We start from the raw sequence: 25,902 nt of genomic DNA, 5'->3' as shown, positions 1-25,902 counted from the left end.
TTTTGCGGCGCCTTTCTCCATTTTGAAACAAGCCGCAAAGAGGAGACAGCACAAATGAAAGCAGTGATTGCTACAGTTGCGGCGGGCATCGCACTCTTCCTCCTATGTATGGCGCTTTGGTTGACTGGCATCTTGCCATCTGCGCACCCGACCGCCGGCGAGGAGACCGTCCTCATCCGGAAGCCGATCATCTTCGGCGATGGCGGGATCGATCCGGTTCCGGTCAAGGCGGGGCGCAAGCTCCTTGCATGGACGACGCAACGTGTCAACGTCGACATGCGACCCCAGCAGTTCGTCGCACACTTCGACGACTTCATGTCGAACGACGGCGTGCCGCTCGACTTCGACGCGGTCATCCGGCTTCAGGTCCTGGACTCGGTGCGCATCATCGAGAAGTTCGGCCCAGACTGGTACAAGAACAACGTCGCGGCCGAATTCAACAATCGCATCCGTCAGGCCGTTCGCAAACACGGCATGAACGAGGTCGCGATCGAGACGACTGCCATCGACGCAATCGATACGGAAGTCAGCCTCGCCATGGAGACGTACATCAAGGACGCGGGCATTCCGATTCGCTTGGTCCAGGTCACCATCGGCAAGGCGAATCCGCCGGACGCTGTGAAGACGCAGCGCATCGAGACGGCGACGCAGCAGCAGGCGATTCTGACCCAGCAGCAGCGCAAGCTCGCCGAGGATCAGCGCAAGGCGGCGGAACAGAGCCGCGCAGAAGCCGACAAGGCCTACCAGAAGGAGATGGGTCTCACGACTGAGCAGTTCGTGATGCTTGAGTGGCTGAAGGCGTTCCGCGGTGTTTGTGAGGGCGGGAAGTGCACCGTCGTCACCCAGGGCGCCGCCACGCCGGTCGTCAACGTCGGCCGGTAACTGGCAACTCTGCCTGTTCTCAAGTGATGTTTAGTGCCGGGCGCCCCCACAGGGTGCCCGGCTTTTTGTTTACTATTTGGACATTAGAGTTTTTGACAAAAATATTGGTTGATAGTATTGTCATTTCGGAACCGAGGGCGAGGTACGGGGATGAATGCGAGAGATGTAGCCATTCAGTCGTGGGTGGAGGAAAAGCTCCCAGGTCTTTCAGCACAAATCTCGGGGATGCTCGGGAATAAAGCTGTGAACTCGATCTTCGCACTTGCTTTCGAAGCGGGGCGACAGTTCCAGGATGATACAGGTGCCCCACTCGATGATCCTAATGTGTACCTCAAACCATGGACTACGTTTTGGTTCGAGGGAAATCAGGCCTTTGGCATCGTCGATTCGGCGTCAAAGTGGCATCGGGTAGTGCGCGCATATTCGGAACAGGGCGGTGTAGATTTCCTTCGCGGAGCCAAGAGTAATCCGCATACGGTGAGAGACATGCCGAGTTTCGGATTCGCCGCCGAGTACACTGGCCCCGAGACGCTGGGGGATTGGGCCGACAAAAAGGGGGTAGCGCTTTCGAGACATACGAGAGTTTGTATTTGCTCCTAAATAGAATGATTGGTTTTTGACCGCACGGTTCGCCCTGCGGTTTTTCTTTATTATGAGCATGGGCCTTGAGTACTTTATTACGCGGTGTTCTATGGTAAGCTTGAGGGAAACAATCACGAAGCACACAAACACTCTACAACTCAACATATGAAAACAGTCGACTTTGTATGGTCCAAGATCATTAATGCACGAGTGCCCCAAGACGCTCCTGACGCTGTTGCCAGTCAATCAAGGGCGCACCTTTTTGATGAGATTTACAAAAAACATAAGTGGCTCTTTGGTTCCGGTTCGGGGTCGGTCGCTGTACTCAATAGACCCTATATCAGATTTGTTAACTCCGTCTTAGAGAAGCATTCGGACATACACACAGTTGTCGATATCGGCTGTGGCGACTGGCAGATTGGGCAAAATCTTGAGTTGGGGAATAAGGACTATGTGGGGTGTGATATCTCTCGGTTTATTCTCGAAAAAACTAAGCAGAAGTTTGCTTCTCCCAGGCGACGCTTCATACATCTCGATGCGGTAACGGACGAGCTTCCCCAAGGAGACCTTGTCATCGTGCGTGATGTGCTTCAGCATCTCTCGAACAAGGAAGTAGCACGCGTCTTGTCGAAGCTCGGGAAATACAAATATGCGATTATCCAGAACGATATCCGAAGTGGGGGTACTCGAAATAGAGATATTAGAACGGGCGATTTTCGCCAGCTCGATATTACCGCGCCGCCTTTTAATGCCACGAGGTACCACCTCTCATTTGTATACACGAGCGGGTGGCTTAACCTTGCGAATCCGCTACTCACGCTCGCCCGTGCACCCTTGTTTAAAAAAGGTATTTTCACAAACTTGCCGGAATATTTGTCGAAACAAAGAAGTTGACTCCAATTCATTTCAAATATAGTATCTTTGTGGGTATTATCGGCTGACAAAAACCGTCAGGCCGATATCTCGTCCCTTCACACGAAAGAGGAGACACATACGCCATGGTAAAGAGAAGGGCTCTTTTTGCTATTGCAGTAGCGGTTGCCTTGGGTGGTGTTGCTCTGCCCGCAGAGGCGCGTGACCAGATCCGTGTCGTCGGGTCTTCGACGGTATTTCCGTTTATGACCGCCGTCGCTGAGTCATTTGGGCGCGTAGCGGGGGCAAAAACACCCGTCGTCGAAAGCACTGGAACGGGCGGAGGTTTCCGCCTCTTCTGTGCCGGCGTTGGCGAGGCGCACCCCGATGTCACGGGCGCCTCCCGAGCCATCACCGCTTCCGAGAAAACGTCCTGCAAGAACAATGGAGTCACCGACGTGGTTGAGGTCAAGATTGGGTTCGACGGTATCGTCCTTGCAAACTCTCGCCAAGCACCCATGATGGCCGTGAGTATTCCGCAATTGTGGCTTGCGCTCGCGCGCGAAGTTCCCAATGCGGCTGGACAACTGGTACCCAATCCGCACCGTATGTGGTCCGACATCGACCGCTCGTTGCCGAACAAGCGTATCGAAGTTATGGGTCCGCCGCCGACATCGGGCACTCGTGATGCGTTCGTGGAGCTCGTGATGACACCCGGCTGTGCTGCGAATCCAGCAATGCGGGTCGTCCAGCAAGCTAATGCGGCGCGCTACATGGCCGCATGCGCAACCCTTCGCGAAGACGGCGCATGGATTGACGCGGGCGAGAACGATATCTTGATCGTCCGTCGACTCCAGGCGAACCGAGACGCCTTCGGTGTCTTCGGGTACAGCTTCTTGGCGCAGAACCTCGATCAGGTGCAGGGGAGTATCGTCGGAGGAGTCGCCCCGACGTTTGCGTCCATCGCTACGGGGGCGTATCCTGTCTCGCGGCCGCTCTACTTCTACGTGAAGAAGCAGCACGCGAACGGAATCGTTCCGGGTATCGAAGTGTTCGTCCGTGAATGGACCGAGGAGCGTACATGGGGGCCCGACGGTTACTTGGCCGACCGTGGCCTGATTCCGCTCCCCGATGCCGATCGAAATGCGGAGCGCACTTCCGCTCGCGCACTACGAACTATCGGTATGTAGGTGATATACGCAGCGCTCTTTTTAGGCCCCACCGGATTATCCGGTGGTTTTTTGTTGCGATAATTGGGGTTGACACCGGTTATCGCAAAGTGCTACAAGAATGGCAGATCATAGGGTAGGAGGCCAAAGCTCAATGAAAGCAAAGACGAAGGCCGACGCACGGATAGTCATCACGGCGCTTGATCTAAGCTCCTATATTGCTAAAGCAAAACGCCATGGCACGTTGGTCGAAGTCGATGTCGGTCCGGCCATCGATGAGTATCGCCAATTTCTGCTGCTCGTGTGGATCAACAAGACTGCAGGCAATAAGGAGTTTGTTGTACCCACGGAACGTGCCGATGCGATTTGGCACGAGCATATCCTCGACAGCTCCAAGTATCGCACGTTCTGCATGAACCTTGTCGGTGAGTATATTGATCATTTCCCCGGACTCACGAAGGGTTCCCCGGCATTCATGCGTGCTATGGAGCACACGAAGCAGGTGCACCGCAATGATGGCATGGATGGATTCCTCGTCGTGTATCTCGGTATGAGCCTCATCGGTGACTCGACTGCGGAGCGCCTTCAGGCTTATCGGGAACGTGATCCGGAGTTCCAGGAATCGATTGGAGCTGTGGCAGCGGCGGAGGGTAGAGCGGCTGGTGCAGACCCCGCCGAAGGTGTGCGTATAAGCACAAGTAAAGGCAATGTTGGTCGCAAGACGCGTCCGGAGGACGTTGATGAAGCCGTGACCGATGTTGCAGGAAAAGTGGCAGATGCGATTGGTGGAGATACTGATGTCGGCTCGGGTGGAGGCGGCGGAGGTCATGACAGCGGTGGCGGAGGTGGTGGAGGCGGCAGCAGCTGCGGCGGCGGTTGCGGTGGAGGTTGTGGCGGTTAATCAAACAATGTGAAGCGACCCAGCGATGACATCAACGGGTTTTTTGTTTGCAGAACCGGAAATTGACTTTTCTTATATAAAATGTACAATGTTTTTGGAACGAACTCTGAGAAAGAGGGGAACAGGCCATGCCGTTCTTCATTGAACGTCCAAGAGACCAACACGGTAATCGTGGGTATACCAATTCTAAGCCTCGTGTCATAGAGGCTGATCGTCCAAATGGTCGCGATGGAGGCACGCTTCGTGTTCTTACTCCAGCCGACTTCCTTTGGCCGACCGTAGACGAGCACTACTTTATCGAGGTCAACGGACCAGCTCGTGAGCTGTCCGAAGGGGAATGGGCAACGCTTGTTCAAGCAAGAGGAAATGCCCAAGACTCTGCCGCAGCGAAGGCGCGCCTAGGATGAAGACCCAGACCAGGAGAAGCTGAACTATGCGAAAGCGGACATTAGCCGACGCAATTGCGCTTTGTGTACGACTTCACGGTAATCAGAAAGACAAAGCGGGGGACATTTATTATTTGCACCCCCTACGAGTGATGTTGAATCCTCTCTTAAAGACAAAGAAGGAACGCATGACCGCGGCGCTTCACGACACGTGGGAAGATTGTGGTCTCACTGCGGAGTTGATGCGTGGTCTGGGCTATGACGAAGACGTGATAGAAGCGCTTGAGTACCTAACGAAGCGCCCTGAAGAAAAGGGCAGCGACGAGGGGTATTTCGCCTTCATTGAAAGAATTCGGAAAGGTCCGATCCTTGCCCGGAAGGTCAAGATTGCGGACTTGGAAGACAATTCAGATCTTTCGAGGTTCACCAATCCGACTGAAGAAGATATTACGCGCCGTCTCAAGTACCATCGCGCGCGGCGGATCCTCAAGGATTCATTGCCAGCTTAGCTATAGTGCGCCGCAGGTTCCTCCTGCGGCTTTTTAATTAAAAAACTGCTCCAATTTCGGAGCAGTTATGATGTTGCGTCCTCACTGTGATTGTTATCCTTGGGAGCAGCTTTGTTCTGAAGTTTTGTATACGCAATAATTGCAAGCGCATGTGCCCACGCAAGGGGCACATGGTCGTTTGGGGTATCGTCCGTGTACAGCTTGGGAATACCCGCGGGCGTTATTTGCGCCGCGCCGCGCTCAAACCATAGACGCGCGTCCTTCGTGTCGCCGAGTTCACTTTTGATTATGGAAAGCCAGAAGAAGCCGAGTGGCCATTGGGCAGAGATGCCGGTTGCTCTAGAGCGATAGTATTCGTCTCCGAAGTAACGATTTAGACCATGTTTCTCTACCAATTTTTTCGACACTTTGGAGAGAATTTCATTACGGACAGCAGGGGTGACGATATCATACGGCCAAATAAGCGAAAGTTGTGCTAGTCCGGGAGGCTCTTCCAAAACAAGAGCGTCAAGCGCGGTTATCCCATTTGCAATAAGCGGATTCCGAACTTTTACAAGTTTTGCTGCCTTCAACTCCACAAGGCCAGAGAGAACGGCCCCGACAGAAGACGAATGGAGCGCCATCTCCCCCTGCCACATACCGTTATCTCCACGTTTGCAATACTCTACTGCGCGGACATAGAGCACCAGGAGATTAAGCATTGCCTTGTCCGCATTTTTCCTGACGAGAGGAAGACCATTTTGCTCCGCGAAACCAACAATAAAGAGAAAAAGCCCTAACGCATCTAACTGGTGATGTCCAAAAAACGGCTCAATCTCCCCAAGTGTTTCTGGATCATATTTCGCATGGAGGAATTCATGTCCATTTTTGGGAGGGTGTTCTATAATCCGCTTAATCCTTTGGCGGTGTTTATGAAAGATGTCAAAGGTGAGCCACATGCCTTGCCTAAACTTGTCATGCTCCTCAAGGAAGAAGTATGCAAAGGTAGCGTACAGATGGTCTCGAAGATAGCATGTGTGGTAATCCTTGTGCAGCGCGGCAATGAACGCGCCGTTCTCACCACGAAGTGCCTCAAATGGTTCTTTGAGACGCGCAAGCATGCCGACCCTCCTTATGAGGAAGAACGCGGTCTTTTCTATTTAAAAGTATACGCTTCTAGCGCGTACTTTTGGAGTGGACAGCGAGCCGAGAAAGTTTTTGTGTTATACTGGCACCATCTGGTTATGTATATACACGTGACGGTTACGTCAAATGCAAGAAGAGAGGAAATCAAAGAAGTAAAGAAGCTTCATTTTACTGTTAAGGTCAAGGAGCCAGCAGAAGAGAACCAGGCAAATATACGCGTCCGTGAACTCGTTGCCGCGCATCTGGGAGTGCCACGCGCGAAAATCAGAATCGTAAATGGTCACCACCGTTCTAAAAAAGTACTAAGTATTATCAATAGCAATTAACACGTACCCATGTCTTCGACATACAAAATCAACTATCTTGTTACCGGCATTGATGATACCCCAGCACTTCGCGCTTATGTTGATACGAAAATAGCAATGCTCGAGAAATACTTGACGCATTATGCGGGGGAGACAAAAGAAATGCTTTTTGACGTCGAGGTGGGGAAGACCACCGATCATCACCGGAAGGGAATGGTCTATCGTGCTGAAATTAATTTTACTGCTGGATCAGTGCACTTACGGTCCGAGTCTGTGCAAGACGCTTTGTTTCCCGCCATTGACGAAGCGAAGGATGAAATGGACCACGAACTACGAAAGACAAAAACAAAAAGTATTGATACTGCCCGCCGCGGTGCGCGCAAGCTCAAAGATAATCTGCGAAATTAAAACCACCCGGTATGGGTGGTTCGTCGTATCTATATATTAGAGAATGATACCGAAGCCTTTTAGGACATCAGTAGTGCCCTTGGCATGCTCATGCTTGCTAATAAGCCCGAATTTCTCCGTGACCAATTGCTTGACTGCGGGAGTAGCGTTGGCTGGGCATCCGATACGTCCAGCAACGCGAAGCGCCGGCAAGTCGCCACCCGAGTCGCCGATTGCGACGATACTCTTTGGAGAAATACCCAGGTGCTCGCAAAGGAAAAGAACACCCGCACCCTTGTCGATGCCCTTCGGTGTAATGTCCACCGCCGAGTTGCTGTGGGCGATAAAAATGTCATTCTCAAAATCTCCCATTTTGGTCCAAACTCGTTCGAACAGACTCTCTACAGAAACTCCATTTGGAGGACCAAGCGATAGGCAAAGTTCCTTGCCCGGCTCAATCCGTGCTTCAGGGAAGTGTTCCTCGAGGAATTCCCTTATGCCTCTGAATGTGCGTCGAACCCCAGCGTCTATCTTTGGGTGGGGGATGAGGCGGTCAGTCTTCGGGTCGTAGAGAAAGCAACCATTTTCAACAATCGAAGGCACGTGGAATGCTTTATCGCCGAGAAGCTGAATCATGCATTCGGCATAAGGTTGTGATCTTCCTGTGCAAAGTGCGAGCGGAACAAACGGAATTGAATCGATGAGGTACCAAAGCCAGTCAAGAGGGATGGGCACCCCTTTCTTGACCGTGAGGCATCCCTCAATATCAAGCAGGGCAACTTCAGTGCCAATACCCCCGAGTGTAAGAAGAGCCCCGTCGCCCGGAGCGAGTCTCATTGTTCGGAACCTCTGTCGACAGCGGCCTTACTCAAGAGTACACACAATAAGAGGTGCGTCAAGGTTCCTACTGGATTGATTCGAGGAGTGAGTACTGTTATTCTCTGTACAGATTTGTTGTCGGTGCCCCTAATGTCAGCTCCCAATGAGCATCTCGAAAGAGAACTCTTGGCGCTGACAGATGCCAAGAGTGTGCCTGGAGCCCTCGTTACACTTGGGTTGCTACCATCTACTGAGACACCTTACCATTTTGATTCTGTATCCGAGTGGGCACGTGGCGGAGCTGAAACATACGTTCTCTATTTCTCCCTTTGCATTGGCGATCAACCGCCACGCGGGCTCCTTTTCAAGGCGTGCGCACCTTTTGCCATGCGTCCCATCTCGGAAATTTTCGTCGAGTGGCTTCGGCGCCGAGAGATTCTCTCTCGCGCAGGCGTTTCAACGCCCAAGCTATACGGGAGCGGGCCAGCCGTTCTTCTTGAGGAGTATATTCCACTCACTTTCACTGAGGCGCTTCAGAATGAAGAATTGCGCCCCACGCTCATGGAGAGATATGGGGCATATGCTGCTGGGCTCGTAGTGCTTGGCTTTAAACCAATATCTGTCCACGATCTGCGTTCCCGCGGTGCCGACGTAGTCGCGATCGATTTTGGTGAGGATTTGGGTGGAGAAAGAAATCATCTTTGGCGTCCACAAGAAGACGGACCCAAGATGTTGTTCGTAAGGTTGCTCGAAGATCTTGGGGTGTTAGTTACCCCCGAGGATAAAGATGCTCTTTACACAGGGTTTAGTAATTTCATGGCCGCTCACACATAAGCGGCTTTTTCTTTAGAGTATGTCGACGTGATCATGTTGACGTAAGGCAATTCGCATGCTACAGTCCCTGCAGAATTGAGAACGGAAGGTATTGCTGTGACCGAGCGCACACTGGTTATCTTGAAGCCTGATGCAGTGCAACGGAAACTCGAATATGAAATCTTGAAGCGATTTGCGCGCAAAGGTCTCGCGGTTGTCGTCTCAAAGAGACTTATGGCAAAGGAGGACCATCTTGATCGTCATTTCCCAAACACGGAAGAATGGATGATGAATATGGGAGAGCGAGCGGTAGGGCGCTGGCGAGCGCAGGGTGAAGATCCCAAAAAGATTTATGGAGCAGACGATCCGCTCGAGATTGGGAAAATGATCGCGGCGGAGTGCCGCCTCTATTATCAAGAAGGGCCGCTTGAGGCCGTTGTGCTGGAGGGTGAAAATGCTATCGCGCTCGTACGGAAGATGCTCGGCAGTCCACTACCGTCTCAAGCGGCAAAGGAGACGATTCGCGGTTATTTTGCCGCGCCCCCAGGCCCACGAGATCACCTTGCGGCGAGAAATCTCATCCACGCGTCGGATTCCCCGAAAGAGGCAGAACGTGAAATGGCCGTTTGGTTCACTCCCGAGGAAATGGCCAAGGGTGGGCGCATAGTTGCTGAGTAAGTTTTTGTAAACGCCGTGATATACCACGGCTTTTTTATTGGGGCAATGGGAGCGCGAGAAACGTGCATGGTACACTGCGGACAGATGAGTCTGTGAGGGTGCTCAATGACTAGGGAATCTGCAGAATCTGTTCCTGAATACGTTGTGGTTACCACTACCGTAGTGCTTCGTAGAGACTCCGATGGCGTTTTGGAGTCGTTGGTGTTTAGGCGAAGGGATGAGGATGCCGAAGGCCCAGGTTTGTGGACAATTGCCGGCGGCAAAATGTCCAGAAAAGACTGGGGTCGTCAGAGGAAGACCAAAAGTCATCCGATTTGGGAAGGTGGCCTCCGTCGTGCGGCGGCTCGAGAAATCAAAGAAGAGGGCGGATTTGATGTTCCACCCGATACCCTTCGTTTGCTTGAAGATGGCGATGTTATCTTCATCCGCAAGAGCGGTACACCTACCCTCGTCCTGACGTATTGGACGCTTCTCGCCGCAGAATCAACCGTTCAGTTGGGGAGAGAGATGACCGACTATGCATGGCTCAAGGAGAAAGATTTGGGCAAGTACGCCTTCATCGGAGATGTTGCCGATCATGTGAGAAGGGCGATGAGCGCCTGCGATGAGGAGTTGAGGGTTAATTCAGAGAAAGCCGAAGCGCATATGGCCAGAGCTCGCTAGCTCTGGCTTTTTTATTTCGTCGAGCGAGTGGGCAAAATGAAAATGTTTCAATTTTCATTTTCTTCGGGGGAAGACGAAATATAGTCCTCTGCGGCAAGCTGCGGGGGACTATATTATGAAGTACGGAGGAAATCGTCATAGGACATTTCCCGTTTTCCTTCAGGAGTAACGTGCCTTACGACGAACACTCCATCTTCGAGCACCGCGTCGGTGATTTTGACTCGAGTGTCTCCAGAGAAAAAATATGTTCCTGGCCAGGGATTGTACGCAAGAAATTTTCTGTAGTTTGTTTCTGAATCATCAGTAAGACGTATAAGGCCGTCTTCCTTTGTAAGCAGTTTCGTATACGTCGCGTTTGTGTGGTCTTGTTCTCGTGGTTCTATGTTTCCAAGCGTCCATTCGGGAAGTACTTCGGTAAGCAATGTGCCAGCGAGTGCCGAGAGCTCCCTTCGCAAGTCTTTGTATTGTATGTAGGGCGTTTCCAAGGTGTATTCTTTTTTCCCAACGATTGGCCCATGGTCCATTTTGTTATCGGCGAGAATAATCGTCACGCCCGTCTTTGTGACTCCGTCCAATATTTGTGACTGTTCAGGGGATGGCCCACGATATGCCGGCAAAAGTGAGGGGTGCACGTTCAAGGTTCCGCGTTTCGGAATGTCTAAAGCTTCTTGAGGAAGAATCTTTCCATAGAAAGCGATAACAAAAAGCTCGCAACCCCCATCCTTAAGTTTTTGAAGCACCGATGTATCGAATGTTTCTGGTTGGAGGAGAGGAATCTTGTTTTTCTCGGCCCACACTTTAGCGGGTGGGGGAGTAAGCTTCATGCCGCGGCCAGCTCTTCGATCGGGGGCCGTGACGATAAGTGAGGGCACGAAACCGGCCTTCGTAAGCTTGTCTAAAATAATGACCGAAAAATTGTCGGTACCAAAGAAGGCAAAAGGAATGTTTGTGTCGCGTTCCGTATCCATAGTATACTCTCTACATTAGTAGACAACGCGCTTTTTCGCAATCAACATGGACTTCTTCACACTCGCTTTTCTCCTCGGCCGCCTTTTTCTCGGCGGGTACTTTCTTTTCAACGGAGTCATGCACTTTGTGCAGATTAAGCAGATGATTGGGTATGCCGCATCTAAAAGTGTTCCGATCGCACCAGTATCTGTTCCTCTCGCATCATTCCTTATTGTGGTGGGCGGAGCGGGAGTTCTCCTCGGGGTGTACCCGGAGTGGTCGCTCCTTGCGCTCGCTGTCTTCATGATTCCAGTGACGTTGTATATGCACCCATTTTGGAAGGTTACCGATCCGAACGAACGGCGCATTTCGCGCATACAATTCCTGAAGAACGTGGCTCTTCTCGGTGCAATCTTGATGCTCCTCTCGGTTCCGGCACCTTGGTCATTTTCGCTTCTTCCATAACAAAAAACGACTCCGTACACCGGAGTCTTTTTGTTATGGGCTACTTCTCTTCTGTTGGCGGGAGGTCACGCACACTATGTGCCTTGTCGATAAAGAGAATGCCGTCCAAGTGGTCTATTTCGTGTTGAAAGATTTGCGCAAGCAAGCCTGATGCGCCCCGGGTGAATTTCTCACCCTTTTCATCGTAGGCTTCGACAGTAATCTTGTCCGCTCGCTTCACGAAACCGTACTTCCATCGGACCGAAAGACAGCCTTCTTCGAGCTCTTGCTGTTTGCGCGAGCGCTTCTTGACCTTGGGGTTCACGAAGACTTTGTCGTACTGGCGGACGAGTGCCCCATCCTCTCGTTCTTCAACCTCTGTGAACATCTTGCCCGAGACGACAAAGAGTCGAAGCGGAACACCAATCTGTGGCGCCGCAATCGCGATTGCGTCTTCTTCCTTATGCATGGCGTCTTGCATGTCGGAAATCACCCCCATCATTTTCTTGCTACCAATGTCGGCAAGGGGCACGTTTTCGGCGGTCCCGCGTAGTATAGGATGTTCCTTTTGTAGAATCTTAGCCATAACATTAACCTACCACTGAATATAAAAAATCTAAAGGATTGATTCTGGATTGACTTGGATTTTAAATCCGGGCGGGAGCGCCCCGAGCATGGAGACAAGATGCCGGTCCGGCCAGTTTTCTCTTGGCATGCGAATCAACATATGTAGAATATGCTTTCCTTTTACTTTGGCAATAAATCCGGGGAAAATCGTCGGTTCATACAGTGAGAACAACTCCTTGAGCTTCTCCGCGTTTCGCTCCATGGCATCCTTTGTGCCTAGAGAAGAGACCTTGATGAGAACCGTAAATGGAGGGAGGTTAAACTCTTTTCGGTCCGCAAGCTCCTCGCGGTAGAACTCGAGGAAGTTTCCCAGAAGCACATGACGGAAGAGGGGGGTGTCGGGGAGTCTTGTTTGTATGAGGAAGCGTCTACTCGTCCGCGCGTTAAGCACCGCGAGCATGCGGAAGACGCGCTCGTTTATCTTGAAGTCAGGAAGTGTAAACAACGAATCAATAGATACCACTGCCACATTACTAAGTTCTTCTCGAAGATAGGGTATGACCATCTGTGTCGCAACAAGTACGGCACTCGGAGCGCTAAAAAATTGCTTCATAATCTCTCGCGCCTTCTTCTTTGTTGATGCCGAATCCTTGCTCAAGAGAAGAACCGACGCATCTCCCGCGTGTTTCTTCGCCTCTTCGAAGACATTCTCGGCGCCTATGCCAATAGGGACCAAGCGCCAACTTGCGCAGGTAGGGCAACGGTCTTGCGCCTTTACACTTTTCCCACATGAGTGGCATACATGGTAACGCTCTTTCTCGCCCTTGCCCTGTGTGTGCAGAACGAGGGGGGCTTCGCAGTGCTGGCACTCGACAACAGTGTTGCAGTCGGAGCATGTAGTTATCGGATATAGTCCGCGCCGAGAGACAAAGAGGAGTAGTCGCTCGTTCTTCTCTCGTAGTCGCCCAAGAAGGTGCAGTACTTCGTCGCTTAAGATTCTGAATTTCTCTCCTCCCGCCTCGGTTTGGTAGCGGTTCATGTCAATTAATGTATTCTCGGCCCGAGAGACGGAACGGAATTTGAGCGGGGCAAACGCTTCAAGCACACCCTCCTCTTTTTTGTAAATAGTCTCGGTTTGTAAGAGCATGTCGCCCAGGATTAATTTTGCTCCCGATGCTTCGGCCAAAAACTCTGCGACCGTGCGAATATCGACATATGGTCGTGTCAAAAGCTTATACGCTGATGAGCTCTCTTTTTCGAGCACAATGACTTTTACGTCTTCTCTGGGGAGTGAGAGGAAAAGGCCGGTGGCGATAATCAGTACCGGGTGCTTTTCCCGAAGAGTCGCCTGCCAGCGGGCGATTGTTTCCTTCTTTGACAATTCTCCATGAAGTACAAACGTGTATTGTTCTATTCCTCGTTCTAGAGTTGCGCGACTTCCTTCTATGTCTTCAATCGTTGGGAGACAAAAGAAGACAGATTGATTTTTTGCAAATGATTCGCGAATCAGACTCTTGTATGCGGCAAAACGCTCGTCGTCTGCCGCCTGGAAAGCGAGCTTTTCGTATTTTCGAGGCGCGGCAACAGATGTTGGTTCGCCGGTTCTGTGGCCAAGGGCTCTAGGGGCAATACCGAACACCTCTGGGTTCTGAAGCGCAACCTTCGGCACAAATGCGCTTAATACCGATCCGGGAGTCGAAGCAAAATAGGTGGCACTACGGTGTGCCGCTTCTAAAAAAGAGGGGAGAAAGAGCGCCGATTCCCCAACACTCGTGAGCTTCTTCAGGCCATATGTTGCACTTTTCAAGTCACCCTTTGTTAGAGCGACCTCTGTTGAAGAAATGACAAGAGCGGGGATTAGTTGGTTGCGAAGGGGAATCGTTACCAGGGCGCCGGGTTCTACGAGTTTTGTCGTGTAATACGTGAGGGAGTTCCTATATATGCTCCGTGTTATGGGTATTACCTCGACGGTCCTCATGATATTTCCATTGTCGCAGAAGGCACAGGGGTTTGTCGAGAAAGCAAAAAACCCGTACTATGGGATTAATGACAAAAGGCGGTAGGTTTCTTATAAAGGGCTTGGCGGGCAAACGCGTCCTTGAGGGTACGCTTAATGTTCGCGGGGCGAAAAATGCGGCGCCCAAAGCGGCTGCGGCAGCTCTTTTGTTCAGCGACACCCTTCACATCACCAACACACCCGATATTGAAGATTTCCATAGATTGCTCGAACTTCTCCTAAAGATTGGCGTGCGCGTTAAGAAGACAGGGTCCGATTCGTTTTCGCTTTTAGCAAAGGGTAAGATCAAGACATCTTTGCCGCGAGCGCTCGCGAAGCGAATGCGAATGTCAGTCATTTTGACGGGTCCACTCCTCGCGCGTTTTGGACGCGTCTCGCTTCCTCACCCCGGGGGTTGTCTTATTGGGGCTCGCCCGATAGACCTTTTTCTCGATGGATTTAAAAAAATGGGAGCGGTAGTAAAAATGAAAGAGGAAGGGTATGAACTCTCTGCCCCCAGAGAAGGGCTTCATGGCGCAGAAATATTTTTCCCAACGATAAGTGTCACGGGTACTGAGACGTTGATGATGGCGGCAGTCCTCGCGCGAGGTACCACGATTCTCCGAAATGCGGCGCTTGAACCAGAAATACCTGCTCTCGCAAAGTTTCTCAACACGTGTGGCGCCGACATTAGAGGAGCGGGGACATCCACGATTACTATCAAGGGAGGAAAGCTGCTCGTATCTAAAGGGAAACCCTATGTGACACCACCAGACCGAATTGAGGCGGGGAGTTTCCTTATTCTCGCGGCACTCCTTGCGCGTGATGTGACCATTGCGTCGTGTGAACCTTCCCACCTTGAGTCGCTTATCACACTCCTCACACGTGCGGGAGTACATATAGATGTCGGCAAGCATTCGGTCCGAGTAAGGGGCGACCACAAACTCCCATATCATTCTTTTGGCCTCAAAACCCACGAGTACCCTGGTTTCCCGACAGACTTGCAGGCACCGATGGCCGTTTTCCTCACCCAAGCTCTTGGCGAAGCATTGGTATTTGAGACCATTTTTGAGAGCAGGCTCCGTTATGTTGACGAGCTCGTGCGCATGGGAGCGGATATTATGCTTCTGGATCCACACCGCTTATTGGTGCGCGGACCAAGGCCGCTTCGCGGCAAGGAACTCGAAAGCCCAGACCTTCGTGCGGGGTTGGCATACATTATCGCCGCTCTTGTTGCGGAAGGAAACTCCATCATCCATAATGTCTACATTATTGATAGGGGGTATGAGAGGATAGAGGAGCGACTGAAAGGTGTGGGGGCGGACATCCGACGAGCGTAAATTCTAACTGTAATAAATGGGTATCTTTTCAAAAAAGCTGGGAATTGATCTTGGCACTGCAAATACGCTTGTGTACGTACCTCGAAAAGGGGTGGTCTTGAACGAGCCGTCTGTCGTTGCTGTTGCCATACCCGAGAACAAAATCCTTGCCGTAGGGCTTGAGGCAAAGAGCATGGTAGGCAAGACTCCCGAAAACATTATCGCGTATCGCCCCATGAAGGACGGCGTTATCGCAGACTATCGCGTTACAGAAGCGATGCTTCGATATTTCATCAATAAAGCACTTGGGCCGTGGAGTGTGTTCAAGCCAGAAGTGTTGGTATCCGTACCTGCGGGTGTTTCTTCGACCGAACGCCGCGCAGTTGTCGAAGCGGCTATTAAGGCTGGGGCAAAGGCGGCGTATATCGTCAAAGAACCCGTTCTCGCCGCCATCGGGGCGGGGATTCCAATTCATGAAGCGCGTGGGCACATGGTCGTCGACATCGGCGGCGGCACTACTGACATCGCGGTTATTTCTTTGGGCGGCATTGTCGCGTCGAAATCAGTGAAATGTGCCGGCGACAAACTCGATAATGCGATTATCGATTATGTAAAGAAGACGTTCAATCTTGCTGTGGGTGACAAGACGGCGGAAGAAATCAAAGTGAAGGTCGCTTCAGCAATTCCTCTCGAGGAAGAACTTGTGATCACGGTGAAGGGGCGCGATTTTGTCGCGGGACTCCCAAGATCTGTTCAAGTCACGACAAACGAGATAGTGAAAGCAATCGAACCCCAGCTCCGAGAGATCATCAAAGCGATAAAAGACGTTCTTCAGGAAACACCCCCAGAGTTGGCCGCCGACATTATTGATCATGGGATTACCATGACCGGGGGCTCATCGCTTCTGCGCAACCTTCCAGAGCTTGTGTATCGTCGAACCGGGGTTAGGGCGTATCTCGCCGAAGATCCTCTCTTTTGTGTGGCAAAGGGGACGGGTATTGCCTTAGAGCACCTCGAGACATACAAAAAGAGCATCATCGCGAAACGGTAAACTGGAATCTAGAATTTTGAATGTAGCGACGACAAATCGTCTTTATATGTCCAAACAAATTCTAAATTCTAACAATTTGCACCACGCCTACTGTCTCACAGGAGAACGTACAGCCGTGTGCCAGGACGTATTTCGTTTTTTGGAGGAAGAGCTCAAGTTTCCGACGCACGGGAATCCCAATTTTTGGTACGAAGAATCCGATACATTCGGAATCGAAGAGAGCAGACGCCTGAAGGATATGCAGTCACGGACTGCAGCGGGTGGGGGGTACAAGCTTTTCGTCATTGCGACGAATGTCGTGACGCGCGAAGCACAGAATGCGCTTCTCAAAGTTTTTGAAGAGCCGACAGCTGGAACGCATTTTTTTCTCATCCTACCGAGTGCCGCAACGTTACTTCCCACACTTCGCTCGCGACTCCATATTGTCGACATGAATACATACGGAGAGGGCGAAGACGGTGTAGCCAAGCAATTCCTTGCGGCGTCATTTCCGGAACGTGTAGCGCTCTTGAAAGACATCATTGAGGAGAAAGACAAGTTTAGAGCCCTAACGTTTTTGAACCACCTTGAAGAGGTCATCCATAAACAAACTAAGGAGCGTGCATTTGAGGAGGTGCTTACAGAAATAGAGAAATGTCGCCGATATCTAGACAGCCGCTCGCCGTCTGTCAAAATGATTTTGGAGCATTTGGCCCTCGCGATTAACAGACAACCTTAATGTAAAAGAAAGTGATATAATAGAAACGCATATGGCCTACGACTTTTCTAAACTAAAGAGTGACGTTAAAAAAACCGAGGAATGGCTTGCTCGCGAGCTTTCGACGATCCGTACGGGTCGCGCAACCTCGGCCATACTCGACAGTGTTCGTATCGAGTCTTTTGGTACAAAAGTGCCTATAAACCACGTTGCTGGAGTTTCGACGGAAGATGCGCGGACGATTCGAGTCACGCCATGGGACAAGGGACAGATTGGGGACATACGCAAGGGAATCGAGGATGCGAATCTAGGCCTCTCGCTTGCCGCGGATGACCAGGGGCTTCGTGTCATTTTTCCTGATCTTACTGTTGAGCGGAGAGAAGCTTTGAAGCGGCTCGTAAACACCAAACTCGAGGAAGCGCGTGTTACGCTTCGCGGTCACCGCGACGAGGCATGGGGTGACATTCAGGAGAAGGAAAAGGTTAAGGCTATTTCAAAAGATGTGAAATTCCGTCTGAAGGAGGAAATGGAAAAAGTCGTTAAAGACGGGAATGAGGCATTGGAGGCGATGGTAGAGAAGAAGGAAAAAGAGATATCTCAGTAACATAGCAATATCACACTCATCGCATGTCCATTGTACTCTTTATCGCGATACTGATCGTTTTAATTCTCGTTCACGAGTTCGGGCATTTTGTTGTTGCCAAACGCGCGGGTATTCGTGTCGATGAATTTGGTATCGGATTTCCGCCCAAGCTTTTTGGCAAGAAATACGGAGAGACGGAATACACGGTGAACGCCCTCCCCTTTGGAGGTTTTGTGCGCATCTTTGGAGAAAATCCTGATGAAGAGTCACTTCATGGAGAAGATAAAGGACGAAGCTTCGTCAATAAACCAAAGTGGATACAGGCTGTTGTTATCACCGCAGGTGTTTTCTCCAACGTCCTTTTGGCTTGGGTGCTCATCTCCTTTGGCCTTATGGCGGGGCTCCCGGTCTCAGAAGGTACCATTCCGCGCGGGGGAGTCTTAGAAAATGCGCAGCTAACAGTTATCTCCGTGTTAGACAATTCTCCTGCGGCCAAAGCGGGTCTTTTGCCGGGCGATCGCATTCTTTCCCTCATCGTCGGCGGAGAGACCGTCACCAAGCCGGATGCGAAGACAATGCAGTCGTTTATTCAGGCACACGATAGTGCCCCGATTACTGTTGCGTATGTGCGAAACGGAGATATTTCTCTAGAGGCACTCGTGACACCCGAGCGTGGTGTCGTAGGCGATCTTCCCGGAGTCGGCATAACTATGGATGTGATAGGCACCGTACACCTCCCGTTTCTCCAGGCGCTGTGGGAGGGGGCAAGGATGACTGGCATGCTTCTTCTCGCAATTGTGACTTCTTTTGCCAGCCTCATCGCTTCTATGTTTAACGGCACCGCAGACTTCTCGGGCCTCGCGGGGCCAGTCGGCATAGCGGGCATCGTTGGAGATGCCGCGGATTTTGGTTTCGTCTATCTCCTCTCACTTACGGCCTTCATCTCATTAAACCTCGCAGTCATTAACCTAGTCCCTTTTCCGGCTCTCGACGGTGGGCGGCTCTTCTTTCTTGGAATCGAAGCGCTTAAAGGTTCACCAATCTCGCCCCGTATCACAAACGTCGCGCATTTCTTTGGGTTCGTCATTCTCATAGGACTTATGCTCGCGGTAACCTACAACGATCTCGTCAGATTGTTCTCCTAAAGATCGCCGGAATATATTTGTGCACAGACATTTTATGGGCTATGATACTACCATGCGGTTTTCTCAATTGTTCACAAAAACAAGGCACGAAGCCCCCAAAGACGAAGTCTCCAAAAACGCTGAATTGCTTTTGCGCGCAGGGTTTATTCACAAAGAAATGGCGGGTGTCTACTCGTACCTCCCGCTCGGTTTTCGGGTTTTGAAAAACATCGAGCGTATCATCCGACGAGAGATGAATGCCATCGGGGCGAGTGAGCTTATTTTGACAGCACTGCAGGCGGAGTCCGTGTGGCAGAAAACGGGACGGTGGGACGATGAGGCGGTTCAAGTATGGTTCAAATCGAGACTCAAGAATGATGTCGAGGTTGGTCTAGGATTTACCCATGATGAGCAGTTGGTCAATCTGCTGACGGAGTACGTTCATTCGTACCGCGATCTACCGCTCTATCTGTATCAAATTCAGACCAAATTCAGGAACGAGCTTCGGGCAAAAAGCGGCATCATGCGCGGTCGCGAGTTTGTCATGAAAGATCTATACTCCTTCAATCGAACCGAAGAGGAGCAGGATGAGTATTACGCGAAAGTACAGGAGGCCTATTGGAATATTTTTGAGGCCTGCGGCATAGCGGACAAGACGTATCTCACCTTTGCGAGCGGCGGGACGTTTTCGAAATATTCTCATGAGTTTCAGGCGCTTTCGGAAGCGGGCGAAGACACTATTTACATTGACGAAGAACGTGGTATTGCGGTAAACAAGGAAGTGTACACCGACGAAGTACTTTCCGACTTAGGGCTTACGGGAAAAGATTTAGTCGAGAAAAAAGCAATAGAAGTCGCGAACATATTTAAACAAGGCACGAAGTTTACCGATCCGTATGGCATGTCGTTCATCGACGAGCAGGGGAGCAAGAGATCCGTCATTATGGGTGGGTACGGCATCGGTGTAACGCGACTCATGGGAACAGTAGTTGAGCTTCTGTCTGATGATCAAGGTATCGTCTGGCCGGAAGAGATAGCCCCGTTCCGATACCACCTACTTTCATTGGGGAGGAATGAAGAAGTGAAGAAGAGAGCGGAGAAGGTCTATCAACTGCTTGAAGGTGCGGGGGTAGAGGTGTTGTATGACGACCGCGACGAGAGCACAGGAGTAAAGTTTGCCGACGCCGACCTTATAGGAATCCCAAACCACGTCATCGTTGGAGAAAGGGCACTTGAAGGTGGAGAGGGGATTGTCGAGTTGAAAGATCGACGCACCAGAGAGGGTGGGTATATACACGTAGATGAGCTTTTGAAAGTTTAAGAAGGGGGGTCACATTGATTTCACTATGTCATTTCGTTCATATCACGAACGCCTTTATCGTTTGTTGTCAAACGATGTCGGCATAGATCTTGGCACAGCAAACACGCTTCTCACCGTGCGCGGATTTGGTATTGTCATCAACGAGCCATCAGTTGTTGCGGTAAACGAAAAGACAGGGCAGGTTGTCGCAATCGGTTCTCAGGCAAAACAAATGCTTGGGCGCACTCCCGCCCACATCACCGCAGTGCGACCATTGGTAGACGGTGTGGTTTCCAATTTTGAAGTTACCGAAGAAATGCTCTCGTACTTTTTGAACCGAGTCCAAAAACTTTCCCCCAAGTTTATTCGACCTCGTGTTGTCGTCGGCGTACCTTCGGGAATTACTAACGTAGAGACTCGCGCAGTACGAGACGCCGCACTGAATGCTGGAGCACGCGAAGTGTATATTATAGAAGAACCCATGGCCGCCGCCATCGGTGTTGGCTTGCCCGTAAAGGATCCGATTGGCACCATGATTATCGATATCGGTGGCGGGACTACCGACATCGCCGTCATTTCCCTCGGAGGCATTGTTCGAGCAAAGAACCTCCATATTGCGGGAGATAGATTCAACGAAGACATCATTTCCTACATACGAAACGAGTTTAAGATTCTTATTGGCGACCGAACGGCAGAAAACATTAAAATTGTTATTGGGTCGGTCATCCCCGGGGCGGCTCCTGTTGAAGCGGAGGTACGAGGACGAGACCTTGTGACTGGCCTCCCACGCGAAGTAGTCATTACCGACTCCGATATTCGAGAGGCCATCTCGGCTTCCCTCGCCGTATTGATCGAATCGGTCAAAGAAGTTCTCGAATCGACTCCGCCCGAGGTTCTTTCTGATGTTATGGTGCGAGGCATCGTCTTGGTTGGTGGCGGTGCCGCCATTAGCGGGCTTGCCGATTTGCTAAATGAAGAGCTCTCGCTCCCCATCCACGTGGCGCACGATCCGATGACGGCGGTTGTGCGCGGAACAGGCGTCGTCTTGGAAGACATGGATTCATTTCAGGAAATGCTTTTAACACAAGAAGAAGCATTCCCCCCAACAGAGTAAAAGAATTGGCTCGCTGTTTCTGCCCTCCCGCGGGAGACCAGAAACAGCGATTGCCAAACTTTTACCAGAGCACATAAAATCAAGGATTTTATGTGCTCGGTGCGCAAATTTTGTACTCGTTTTCACTCGTTAAAATTTGGCATGCCAAAATCCTTTCTCATCACCGTTCTAGTACTCGTCGCTCTTGTTGGAGCTTTTGCGTCTTTTTCTGTGTTGAAAGATCAGTTTTCTCGGGTTGCGTATGCCGTTGCAGTTCCTCTGTGGAAAGGGGAGGGCATGTTTACAGCAAAGGCGAAGAGTATCCTCTCTGTTGTGCAAAGCAAGCAACTTCTCCTCAAAGAAAATGCACGCCTAGAAGACGAGATGCGCCGCCTAAAGGCAGAAATGCTCTCGCTCTTTCTGCTCAAGAAGGAAAATGACGAACTGCGCCACTATCTCGGGGCCACAAAGGTAGATGCTACCGCCATACTCGCGTTTGTACTTGTGCGCCCGAACCGTTCTCCGTATGACACCCTCATTGTTGATCGGGGGGGAGAAGATGGGCTTCACGTCGGTGATCTCGTAAGCGCACCGGGAGGTGTTGCGATTGGTACCGTTACTTTCGTTTCAGGAAAGACGGCGAAGGTCACGCTCTTTTCTTCTCCGGGGGAAAAAGCTGTCGTTGAGATTGGCGCGTCGGCCTTGAGGGTCGATGCGGTGGGCCAAGGGGGTGGCAACTTCGAAGCAAAATTGCCGCGCGGCATTGAGGTCAAAAAGGGTGATCTCGTTTCGCTTATAGAGAAGAGAAGAATTGTACTCGGCATAGTCGAGAGTATTAAGGCTGAACCGGCCGACTCATTCCAGATCCTCCTTTTTAAACTACCAGTAAACATATATGAACTCGAGTGGGTGGAGATCACAAAAAAACAGTCTCTCGATTAATTCCGGGGGTCTGCAACAGCCTCTCTTTCGTTTTGCGACAAGCGCAGGGCTTTTTGCGGCTGTCCTTTTTGCCCCCTGGTGGGTTAGTGCCATTCTGGGGATTATTGCCACGCTCTACTTCCCAAAGTTTTACGAAGCCGTCGCCATGGCCCTTCTCTTTGACATACTGTACGGGACGAGTATCGAATGGCTCAATGGTTTTCAATTTATTTTTTCCGCAGTAGTAATTGTCATTCTTGTTATAAGCGAGTGGGCCAGGGGGTATCTTCGGTGGTATTAAACTCGAGAACGTAGCGATATGAACTACAATAAACGAGCCAAAGCAATAATTGAAAACGTGATGTATGCGACCGTCGCAAGTGTTTCTGCAGAAGGAATGCCGTGGAATTCTCCTGTCTTTGCCGCATACGACGAGCACTTTAACTTTTATTGGGGCACATATCGCCACAGCCAAAAAGCAGAAAATATTAGGGCGAACGGTAATGTTTTTCTTGTTATTTATGATTCGACGGTGCCTCCTGGGGTGGGAGAGGGGGTCTATATTAAAGCCACGGCAAAGGAGTTGGAAAATCCCGAGGAAATAGCGTTTGCCCACAAGCTGTTGTGGGATCGGCGTCATGTCTATTGGAAATTAGAACATGTACAGGGCAATGCGCCCATACGGCTCTATAAGGCGGTTCCGGAAAAGATTTGGATGAACGGGGAGGGGGAAGAAGGCGGAATGTATATTGATACGAGAGTGGAGGTGTATTTGAAGGATTAGCGTTATCAAATTCGTCATTTTGCAATGGTTTGGAACCAAAGAAAATACAAGGACCACGAAATTCATCCAGATGAGATTTTTTTGGATTCCCACAATCTCCCGGAATTCGATCAACATCAATTTGAGGGCAGGTTTGAGCAGGCAATCTCGAAAAAGACGCTCTTTGCGCTTGGGGGTTTTTTCTTCCTCATCCTCTTTATTTTTCTGGGACGTGTCGCATTTTTAGAGATCGGACGCGGAGATCATTACGCAGCAGTTTCGGAAAACAATCATCTACGACACACGCCGCTTTTTGCCGAACGAGGCGTCATCTTCGACAGGAATGGAGTAGAGCTTGTTTGGAACGAGCCCTTCGAAGATGCCGAGAGTACTTTTGTAGAGCGTAACTATATTAAAAAAAACGGCTTCGCTCACATCTTGGGATTCGTGCGGTATCCTCTGAAAGATAAGTCCGGGTTTTATTATAGTGAAGCGATTGAGGGTAAAGATGGTGTGGAAAAGGCATACGATAAGGCGCTTCGTGGGGAGAACGGCCTCGTCATTGTGGAGGTCAATGCCCAAGGAGAACGCTCGTCAGAGAGCACGGCCCGTGCGCCCAAGGACGGTGAGAGTTTAACCCTCTCAATCGATTCACGGTTACAAGAAAGGCTCTACCAAGAGATTGCACTTAGAGCGAGCGAAGCGGGATTTACGGGCGGCGCGGGGGTCCTTATGGATGTACGTTCCGGGGAGCTTCTCGCCGTAACAAGCTTTCCAGAATACAACTCACAAGTGCTTTCTTTGGGGGGCAACAACGGAGCAATTGGGCAGTTTATTAAAGATCCAAGAAAGCCCTTCTTAAACCGTGCCGTCTCCGGTCTCTACACGCCCGGCTCCATTGTGAAGCCATTTGTCGCATTGGCCGCATTGGTTGAAGACATTATTGCGCCAGAGAAAGAGATTTTAAGCACGGGTTCAATCGCAATCCAAAACCCGTATTCTCCGGATGAACGCTCTGTCTTCACCGACTGGAAGGCGCATGGATGGGTCTCTATGCGGGATGCCATAGCCGTCTCATCAAACGTATATTTCTATACAATCGCTGGCGGTTTCGAGAGTCAAAAGGGGTTGGGCATTGAACGCTTAGCGAACTATATGGGGCTATTCGGGTTTGGAAAGAAAACGGGGTTCTCGCTTCTAGGCGAGGAGTCAGGGATTGTACCGACGCCCGCGTGGAAAGAAAAAACATTCGGTGATCCTTGGAGAATCGGAGATACGTATAACACGGCGATTGGGCAGTATGGCTTTCAGCTCACCCCGCTTCAGGCAGTACGAGCGACTGCTGCATTAGCAAGTGATGGGATCTTGCAGACGCCGCAATTACTCAAAGAAGGCGAGCAGGCTAATGGACCATGGGGGGCAGATCGAGAGGTCACAATGCTCGGATTTTCTCCTGAATACTTCCACATTGTGAGAGAAGGAATGAAACAGGCTGTCAGCGAGGGAACAGGAAGCGGGCTCTCCCTTCCCCAAGTTTCTGTTGCCGCAAAGACGGGCACAGCGGAGGTCGGCGTACAAAAGCATTTTGTGAATTCGTGGGTTATTGGTTTTTTCCCATATGAAAAGCCCAGATTTGCTTTTGCGGTGGTCATGGAACATGGTCCCAAGGAGAACACTGTGGGTGCGCTGTACGTTATGCGTCAACTGCTTTTATGGATGGCCGAACATACGCCGGAGTATCTTGCTCCAAAACCCGCGATTGACACCCAATGATAATTCTGGTTAATTTAGGAGAGCAGATGAGGAGGACAATGATGGGAACAATTGGGAGCGGTCGCTTGGACGAGATGGGGGAGCTCTTTGAAGACCAACTAAAGACACTACAAGCGCAAGGCACAACTCGAACGATTCTCGCGACTCTTCGCGCAAAGAAAGAGTGGGTGCTTCAGGAGGCGTTGCGCATCTGGGGTCGCTGGCATAATCGCTCACTTAAGGAGTTGAGGGACGAGGGTGTCTACCTATTTGTGCCAGTCATTCCGCTTACGCGTGAGAACATCGGGGATCTCATGGAAATGGTGTGCCACGGTGGAGAGCGGGGGATTGTCCGCACCGAGCCAAGTGCATTTTCGCAAACAGAGTGGACCCCAGGTATCCCGTACTATATCTTGGGGGTCGAGGATGGTAGGACAACCCTCGGCATGACTCCCACGGATGCCCGAAATGAAATAGTGGACGTCAAACGTGCCCATCCACATGTACTTGCAGAAGATATCGCGCTTGCGGTGCATACTCCCGTGCTCAATCATCACGGATTGTGGTCGGTGGGTTCTTGGAGACGCCAAGTGAGTGGTGCTGTGCCGTTCACTACCCTTGACGGCGAGGGGAGGCCAGTCCTTAACTTGGGCGACAAGAACACAGTAAGCAGCAACTTGGGTTCGGCGTTTTGCCGCGGTAGGCACTAATGCCCAGGGGAGCCGAAGCGCTTGCATCATTTTTGATTGCATTGCGCTTTTTTCATTTTTCTAGTAAAGTAATACGTATCATTTCACACAACAGTCATTATTTATGGAAGACAAAAACTATCTCACAAAAGAAAAATACGAAGAGCTTGAGAAAGAGCTCTTGGAGTTAAAGACTGTACGTCGAAAAGAGATTGCCGAAAAACTTGAATACGCAAAGTCACTCGGTGATCTTTCGGAGAACTCTGAATATCAGGAAGCACGTGAATCGCAAAATGCGACCGAAGAACGAATCGCGGTTCTTGAGAATCTCCTTAAGTCCGCAGAAATTGTTTCGACCCACGCGGGAGACACCATTGGCATTGGAAGTACGATTTCCATCAGAAAGAACGGCAGTGAGCAAACCTTTACACTTGTTGGTGCAGAAGAAGCAAATATACGAGAAGGCAAGATTTCCAACCGTTCCCCCTTGGGCGATGCATTGTTAGGAAAGAAAAAGGGCGATGTTGTAGTGTACGAGGCGCCGAGCGGGACAATGGAGTGTGTGGTGTTGAGCGTGAAGTAAT

General features: G+C 50.8%; 30 protein-coding genes. 25 read left to right on the top strand and 5 right to left on the bottom strand.

Annotated elements, in window-relative coordinates:
* Positions 1-54: 54 nt before the first annotated feature.
* The 7 genes from HY455_03050 (at position 55) to HY455_03020 (ending at position 5,281) form a co-directional block, all read left to right on the top strand.
* Positions 55-882, top strand: a complete 828-nt coding sequence (locus HY455_03050; protein ID MBI4118484.1) for an SPFH domain-containing protein — start codon at positions 55-57, stop codon at positions 880-882.
* A gap of 150 nt (positions 883-1,032) precedes the next feature.
* Positions 1,033-1,482: a hypothetical protein gene (locus HY455_03045; GenBank protein MBI4118483.1), complete on the top strand. Its 450-nt coding sequence runs from the start codon at positions 1,033-1,035 to the stop codon at positions 1,480-1,482.
* Positions 1,483-1,629: 147 nt separating this feature from the next.
* Positions 1,630-2,358 carry a class I SAM-dependent methyltransferase gene (locus HY455_03040; GenBank protein MBI4118482.1) on the top strand — a complete coding sequence of 243 codons (729 nt, stop codon included), beginning with the start codon at positions 1,630-1,632 and terminating at the stop codon, positions 2,356-2,358.
* 104 nt (positions 2,359-2,462) lie between these two features.
* Positions 2,463-3,506, top strand: coding sequence for a substrate-binding domain-containing protein (locus HY455_03035; GenBank protein ID MBI4118481.1), 1,044 nt, complete (start codon positions 2,463-2,465; stop codon positions 3,504-3,506).
* Between the two features lie 133 nt (positions 3,507-3,639).
* Entirely contained in the window at positions 3,640-4,386 is a 747-nt protein-coding gene (locus HY455_03030) for a hypothetical protein (protein MBI4118480.1), read from the top strand.
* A 128-nt stretch (positions 4,387-4,514) separates the two neighbouring features.
* Positions 4,515-4,793, top strand: a complete 279-nt coding sequence (locus HY455_03025) for a hypothetical protein (protein ID MBI4118479.1) — start codon at positions 4,515-4,517, stop codon at positions 4,791-4,793.
* A gap of 26 nt (positions 4,794-4,819) precedes the next feature.
* Complete coding sequence (locus tag HY455_03020) at positions 4,820-5,281, top strand: GTP pyrophosphokinase (GenBank protein ID MBI4118478.1); 462 nt, start codon at positions 4,820-4,822, stop codon at positions 5,279-5,281.
* A 65-nt stretch (positions 5,282-5,346) separates the two neighbouring features.
* Here HY455_03020 and HY455_03015 read toward each other — a convergent pair whose 3' ends face one another.
* Positions 5,347-6,381 (bottom strand): hypothetical protein, encoded by a 1,035-nt coding sequence (locus tag HY455_03015; GenBank protein MBI4118477.1) that lies wholly within the window; start codon positions 6,379-6,381, stop codon positions 5,347-5,349.
* A gap of 123 nt (positions 6,382-6,504) precedes the next feature.
* On the opposite strand from HY455_03015, the gene HY455_03010 reads away from it, so the two are divergent.
* Both HY455_03010 and raiA read left to right on the top strand, forming a co-directional pair.
* Positions 6,505-6,732, top strand: coding sequence for a DUF167 domain-containing protein (locus HY455_03010; protein MBI4118476.1), 228 nt, complete (start codon positions 6,505-6,507; stop codon positions 6,730-6,732).
* Positions 6,733-6,741: 9 nt separating this feature from the next.
* The gene (raiA, locus tag HY455_03005; protein ID MBI4118475.1) at positions 6,742-7,119 is read left to right on the top strand and encodes a ribosome-associated translation inhibitor RaiA; all 378 of its coding nucleotides are present in this window, start codon (positions 6,742-6,744) and stop codon (positions 7,117-7,119) included.
* A 36-nt stretch (positions 7,120-7,155) separates the two neighbouring features.
* Here the strand turns inward: raiA and HY455_03000 are convergent, their stop codons facing one another.
* Positions 7,156-7,935 carry an HAD hydrolase family protein gene (locus tag HY455_03000; GenBank protein ID MBI4118474.1) on the bottom strand — a complete coding sequence of 260 codons (780 nt, stop codon included), beginning with the start codon at positions 7,933-7,935 and terminating at the stop codon, positions 7,156-7,158.
* Positions 7,936-8,067: 132 nt separating this feature from the next.
* Between HY455_03000 and HY455_02995 the strand changes: the two genes are divergently transcribed.
* From HY455_02995 to HY455_02985, 3 genes are all read left to right on the top strand, one after another.
* Positions 8,068-8,751, top strand: a complete 684-nt coding sequence (locus tag HY455_02995; protein ID MBI4118473.1) for a hypothetical protein — start codon at positions 8,068-8,070, stop codon at positions 8,749-8,751.
* A gap of 96 nt (positions 8,752-8,847) precedes the next feature.
* On the top strand, positions 8,848-9,408 hold the full coding sequence (locus HY455_02990) for a nucleoside-diphosphate kinase (protein ID MBI4118472.1): 561 nt from the start codon (positions 8,848-8,850) through the stop codon (positions 9,406-9,408).
* Positions 9,409-9,513: 105 nt separating this feature from the next.
* Complete coding sequence (locus HY455_02985) at positions 9,514-10,071, top strand: NUDIX domain-containing protein (protein MBI4118471.1); 558 nt, start codon at positions 9,514-9,516, stop codon at positions 10,069-10,071.
* Between the two features lie 113 nt (positions 10,072-10,184).
* Here the strand turns inward: HY455_02985 and HY455_02980 are convergent, their stop codons facing one another.
* Positions 10,185-11,039 carry a methionyl-tRNA formyltransferase gene (locus HY455_02980; protein ID MBI4118470.1) on the bottom strand — a complete coding sequence of 285 codons (855 nt, stop codon included), beginning with the start codon at positions 11,037-11,039 and terminating at the stop codon, positions 10,185-10,187.
* A 46-nt stretch (positions 11,040-11,085) separates the two neighbouring features.
* Between HY455_02980 and HY455_02975 the strand changes: the two genes are divergently transcribed.
* On the top strand, positions 11,086-11,484 hold the full coding sequence (locus HY455_02975; GenBank protein ID MBI4118469.1) for a DoxX family protein: 399 nt from the start codon (positions 11,086-11,088) through the stop codon (positions 11,482-11,484).
* A gap of 40 nt (positions 11,485-11,524) precedes the next feature.
* Here HY455_02975 and def read toward each other — a convergent pair whose 3' ends face one another.
* On the bottom strand, positions 11,525-12,049 hold the full coding sequence (def, locus tag HY455_02970) for a peptide deformylase (protein ID MBI4118468.1): 525 nt from the start codon (positions 12,047-12,049) through the stop codon (positions 11,525-11,527).
* Between the two features lie 30 nt (positions 12,050-12,079).
* On the bottom strand, positions 12,080-14,008 hold the full coding sequence (locus tag HY455_02965; protein ID MBI4118467.1) for a hypothetical protein: 1,929 nt from the start codon (positions 14,006-14,008) through the stop codon (positions 12,080-12,082).
* A gap of 59 nt (positions 14,009-14,067) precedes the next feature.
* Here HY455_02965 and murA point away from each other — a divergent pair, with 59 nt between their 5' ends.
* The 12 genes from murA (at position 14,068) to greA (ending at position 25,901) form a co-directional block, all read left to right on the top strand.
* Positions 14,068-15,366: a UDP-N-acetylglucosamine 1-carboxyvinyltransferase gene (murA, locus tag HY455_02960; GenBank protein ID MBI4118466.1), complete on the top strand. Its 1,299-nt coding sequence runs from the start codon at positions 14,068-14,070 to the stop codon at positions 15,364-15,366.
* A gap of 16 nt (positions 15,367-15,382) precedes the next feature.
* Positions 15,383-16,396, top strand: a complete 1,014-nt coding sequence (locus HY455_02955) for a rod shape-determining protein (protein MBI4118465.1) — start codon at positions 15,383-15,385, stop codon at positions 16,394-16,396.
* A gap of 46 nt (positions 16,397-16,442) precedes the next feature.
* Positions 16,443-17,114, top strand: coding sequence for a hypothetical protein (locus HY455_02950; GenBank protein MBI4118464.1), 672 nt, complete (start codon positions 16,443-16,445; stop codon positions 17,112-17,114).
* Positions 17,115-17,145: 31 nt separating this feature from the next.
* On the top strand, positions 17,146-17,697 hold the full coding sequence (gene frr / locus HY455_02945; protein MBI4118463.1) for a ribosome recycling factor: 552 nt from the start codon (positions 17,146-17,148) through the stop codon (positions 17,695-17,697).
* A 23-nt stretch (positions 17,698-17,720) separates the two neighbouring features.
* On the top strand, positions 17,721-18,821 hold the full coding sequence (gene rseP / locus HY455_02940) for an RIP metalloprotease RseP (GenBank protein ID MBI4118462.1): 1,101 nt from the start codon (positions 17,721-17,723) through the stop codon (positions 18,819-18,821).
* Positions 18,822-18,873: 52 nt separating this feature from the next.
* Complete coding sequence (locus HY455_02935; protein ID MBI4118461.1) at positions 18,874-20,121, top strand: prolyl-tRNA synthetase; 1,248 nt, start codon at positions 18,874-18,876, stop codon at positions 20,119-20,121.
* 25 nt (positions 20,122-20,146) lie between these two features.
* On the top strand, positions 20,147-21,214 hold the full coding sequence (locus HY455_02930; GenBank protein ID MBI4118460.1) for a rod shape-determining protein: 1,068 nt from the start codon (positions 20,147-20,149) through the stop codon (positions 21,212-21,214).
* A 141-nt stretch (positions 21,215-21,355) separates the two neighbouring features.
* On the top strand, positions 21,356-22,135 hold the full coding sequence (locus HY455_02925) for a rod shape-determining protein MreC (GenBank protein ID MBI4118459.1): 780 nt from the start codon (positions 21,356-21,358) through the stop codon (positions 22,133-22,135).
* Between the two features lie 298 nt (positions 22,136-22,433).
* A complete protein-coding gene (locus tag HY455_02920) occupies positions 22,434-22,898 on the top strand; it encodes a pyridoxamine 5'-phosphate oxidase family protein (protein ID MBI4118458.1) in 465 nt (154 codons plus the stop codon).
* Between the two features lie 24 nt (positions 22,899-22,922).
* Positions 22,923-24,650 carry a hypothetical protein gene (locus tag HY455_02915; protein ID MBI4118457.1) on the top strand — a complete coding sequence of 576 codons (1,728 nt, stop codon included), beginning with the start codon at positions 22,923-22,925 and terminating at the stop codon, positions 24,648-24,650.
* A 38-nt stretch (positions 24,651-24,688) separates the two neighbouring features.
* The gene (locus HY455_02910) at positions 24,689-25,339 is read left to right on the top strand and encodes a hypothetical protein (protein ID MBI4118456.1); all 651 of its coding nucleotides are present in this window, start codon (positions 24,689-24,691) and stop codon (positions 25,337-25,339) included.
* A 103-nt stretch (positions 25,340-25,442) separates the two neighbouring features.
* Positions 25,443-25,901: a transcription elongation factor GreA gene (gene greA, locus HY455_02905; GenBank protein ID MBI4118455.1), complete on the top strand. Its 459-nt coding sequence runs from the start codon at positions 25,443-25,445 to the stop codon at positions 25,899-25,901.
* The last annotated feature ends 1 nt before the right edge of the window (position 25,902 follow it).

Source organism: Parcubacteria group bacterium (genome assembly GCA_016204045.1).
In the GTDB taxonomy this organism is placed as follows: domain Bacteria; phylum Patescibacteriota; class Minisyncoccia; order Phycocordibacterales; family UBA2135; genus JACQLQ01.
Note: the sequence above shows the minus strand (reverse complement) of the source record. Positions and strands in the feature narration are given on the sequence as shown.

Excerpts from the sequence above, each read along its gene's own strand:
- HY455_03050 (MBI4118484.1), top strand. The coding sequence starts at position 55 with ATGAAAGCAGTGATTGCTACAGTTGCGGCGGGCATCGCACTCTTCCTC.
- HY455_03045 (MBI4118483.1), top strand. The coding sequence starts at position 1,033 with ATGAATGCGAGAGATGTAGCCATTCAGTCGTGGGTGGAGGAAAAGCTC.
- HY455_03040 (MBI4118482.1), top strand. The coding sequence starts at position 1,630 with ATGAAAACAGTCGACTTTGTATGGTCCAAGATCATTAATGCACGAGTG.
- HY455_03035 (MBI4118481.1), top strand. The coding sequence starts at position 2,463 with ATGGTAAAGAGAAGGGCTCTTTTTGCTATTGCAGTAGCGGTTGCCTTG.
- HY455_03030 (MBI4118480.1), top strand. The coding sequence starts at position 3,640 with ATGAAAGCAAAGACGAAGGCCGACGCACGGATAGTCATCACGGCGCTT.
- HY455_03025 (MBI4118479.1), top strand. The coding sequence starts at position 4,515 with ATGCCGTTCTTCATTGAACGTCCAAGAGACCAACACGGTAATCGTGGG.
- HY455_03020 (MBI4118478.1), top strand. The coding sequence starts at position 4,820 with ATGCGAAAGCGGACATTAGCCGACGCAATTGCGCTTTGTGTACGACTT.
- HY455_03015 (MBI4118477.1), bottom strand. The coding sequence starts at position 6,381 with ATGCTTGCGCGTCTCAAAGAACCATTTGAGGCACTTCGTGGTGAGAAC.
- HY455_03010 (MBI4118476.1), top strand. The coding sequence starts at position 6,505 with ATGTATATACACGTGACGGTTACGTCAAATGCAAGAAGAGAGGAAATC.
- raiA (MBI4118475.1), top strand. The coding sequence starts at position 6,742 with ATGTCTTCGACATACAAAATCAACTATCTTGTTACCGGCATTGATGAT.
- HY455_03000 (MBI4118474.1), bottom strand. The coding sequence starts at position 7,935 with ATGAGACTCGCTCCGGGCGACGGGGCTCTTCTTACACTCGGGGGTATT.
- HY455_02995 (MBI4118473.1), top strand. The coding sequence starts at position 8,068 with ATGTCAGCTCCCAATGAGCATCTCGAAAGAGAACTCTTGGCGCTGACA.
- HY455_02985 (MBI4118471.1), top strand. The coding sequence starts at position 9,514 with ATGACTAGGGAATCTGCAGAATCTGTTCCTGAATACGTTGTGGTTACC.
- HY455_02980 (MBI4118470.1), bottom strand. The coding sequence starts at position 11,039 with ATGGATACGGAACGCGACACAAACATTCCTTTTGCCTTCTTTGGTACC.
- HY455_02975 (MBI4118469.1), top strand. The coding sequence starts at position 11,086 with ATGGACTTCTTCACACTCGCTTTTCTCCTCGGCCGCCTTTTTCTCGGC.
- def (MBI4118468.1), bottom strand. The coding sequence starts at position 12,049 with ATGGCTAAGATTCTACAAAAGGAACATCCTATACTACGCGGGACCGCC.
- HY455_02965 (MBI4118467.1), bottom strand. The coding sequence starts at position 14,008 with ATGAGGACCGTCGAGGTAATACCCATAACACGGAGCATATATAGGAAC.
- murA (MBI4118466.1), top strand. The coding sequence starts at position 14,068 with ATGGGATTAATGACAAAAGGCGGTAGGTTTCTTATAAAGGGCTTGGCG.
- HY455_02955 (MBI4118465.1), top strand. The coding sequence starts at position 15,383 with ATGGGTATCTTTTCAAAAAAGCTGGGAATTGATCTTGGCACTGCAAAT.
- HY455_02950 (MBI4118464.1), top strand. The coding sequence starts at position 16,443 with ATGTCCAAACAAATTCTAAATTCTAACAATTTGCACCACGCCTACTGT.
- frr (MBI4118463.1), top strand. The coding sequence starts at position 17,146 with ATGGCCTACGACTTTTCTAAACTAAAGAGTGACGTTAAAAAAACCGAG.
- rseP (MBI4118462.1), top strand. The coding sequence starts at position 17,721 with ATGTCCATTGTACTCTTTATCGCGATACTGATCGTTTTAATTCTCGTT.
- HY455_02935 (MBI4118461.1), top strand. The coding sequence starts at position 18,874 with ATGCGGTTTTCTCAATTGTTCACAAAAACAAGGCACGAAGCCCCCAAA.
- HY455_02930 (MBI4118460.1), top strand. The coding sequence starts at position 20,147 with ATGTCATTTCGTTCATATCACGAACGCCTTTATCGTTTGTTGTCAAAC.
- HY455_02925 (MBI4118459.1), top strand. The coding sequence starts at position 21,356 with ATGCCAAAATCCTTTCTCATCACCGTTCTAGTACTCGTCGCTCTTGTT.
- HY455_02920 (MBI4118458.1), top strand. The coding sequence starts at position 22,434 with ATGAACTACAATAAACGAGCCAAAGCAATAATTGAAAACGTGATGTAT.
- HY455_02915 (MBI4118457.1), top strand. The coding sequence starts at position 22,923 with ATGGTTTGGAACCAAAGAAAATACAAGGACCACGAAATTCATCCAGAT.
- HY455_02910 (MBI4118456.1), top strand. The coding sequence starts at position 24,689 with ATGATGGGAACAATTGGGAGCGGTCGCTTGGACGAGATGGGGGAGCTC.
- greA (MBI4118455.1), top strand. The coding sequence starts at position 25,443 with ATGGAAGACAAAAACTATCTCACAAAAGAAAAATACGAAGAGCTTGAG.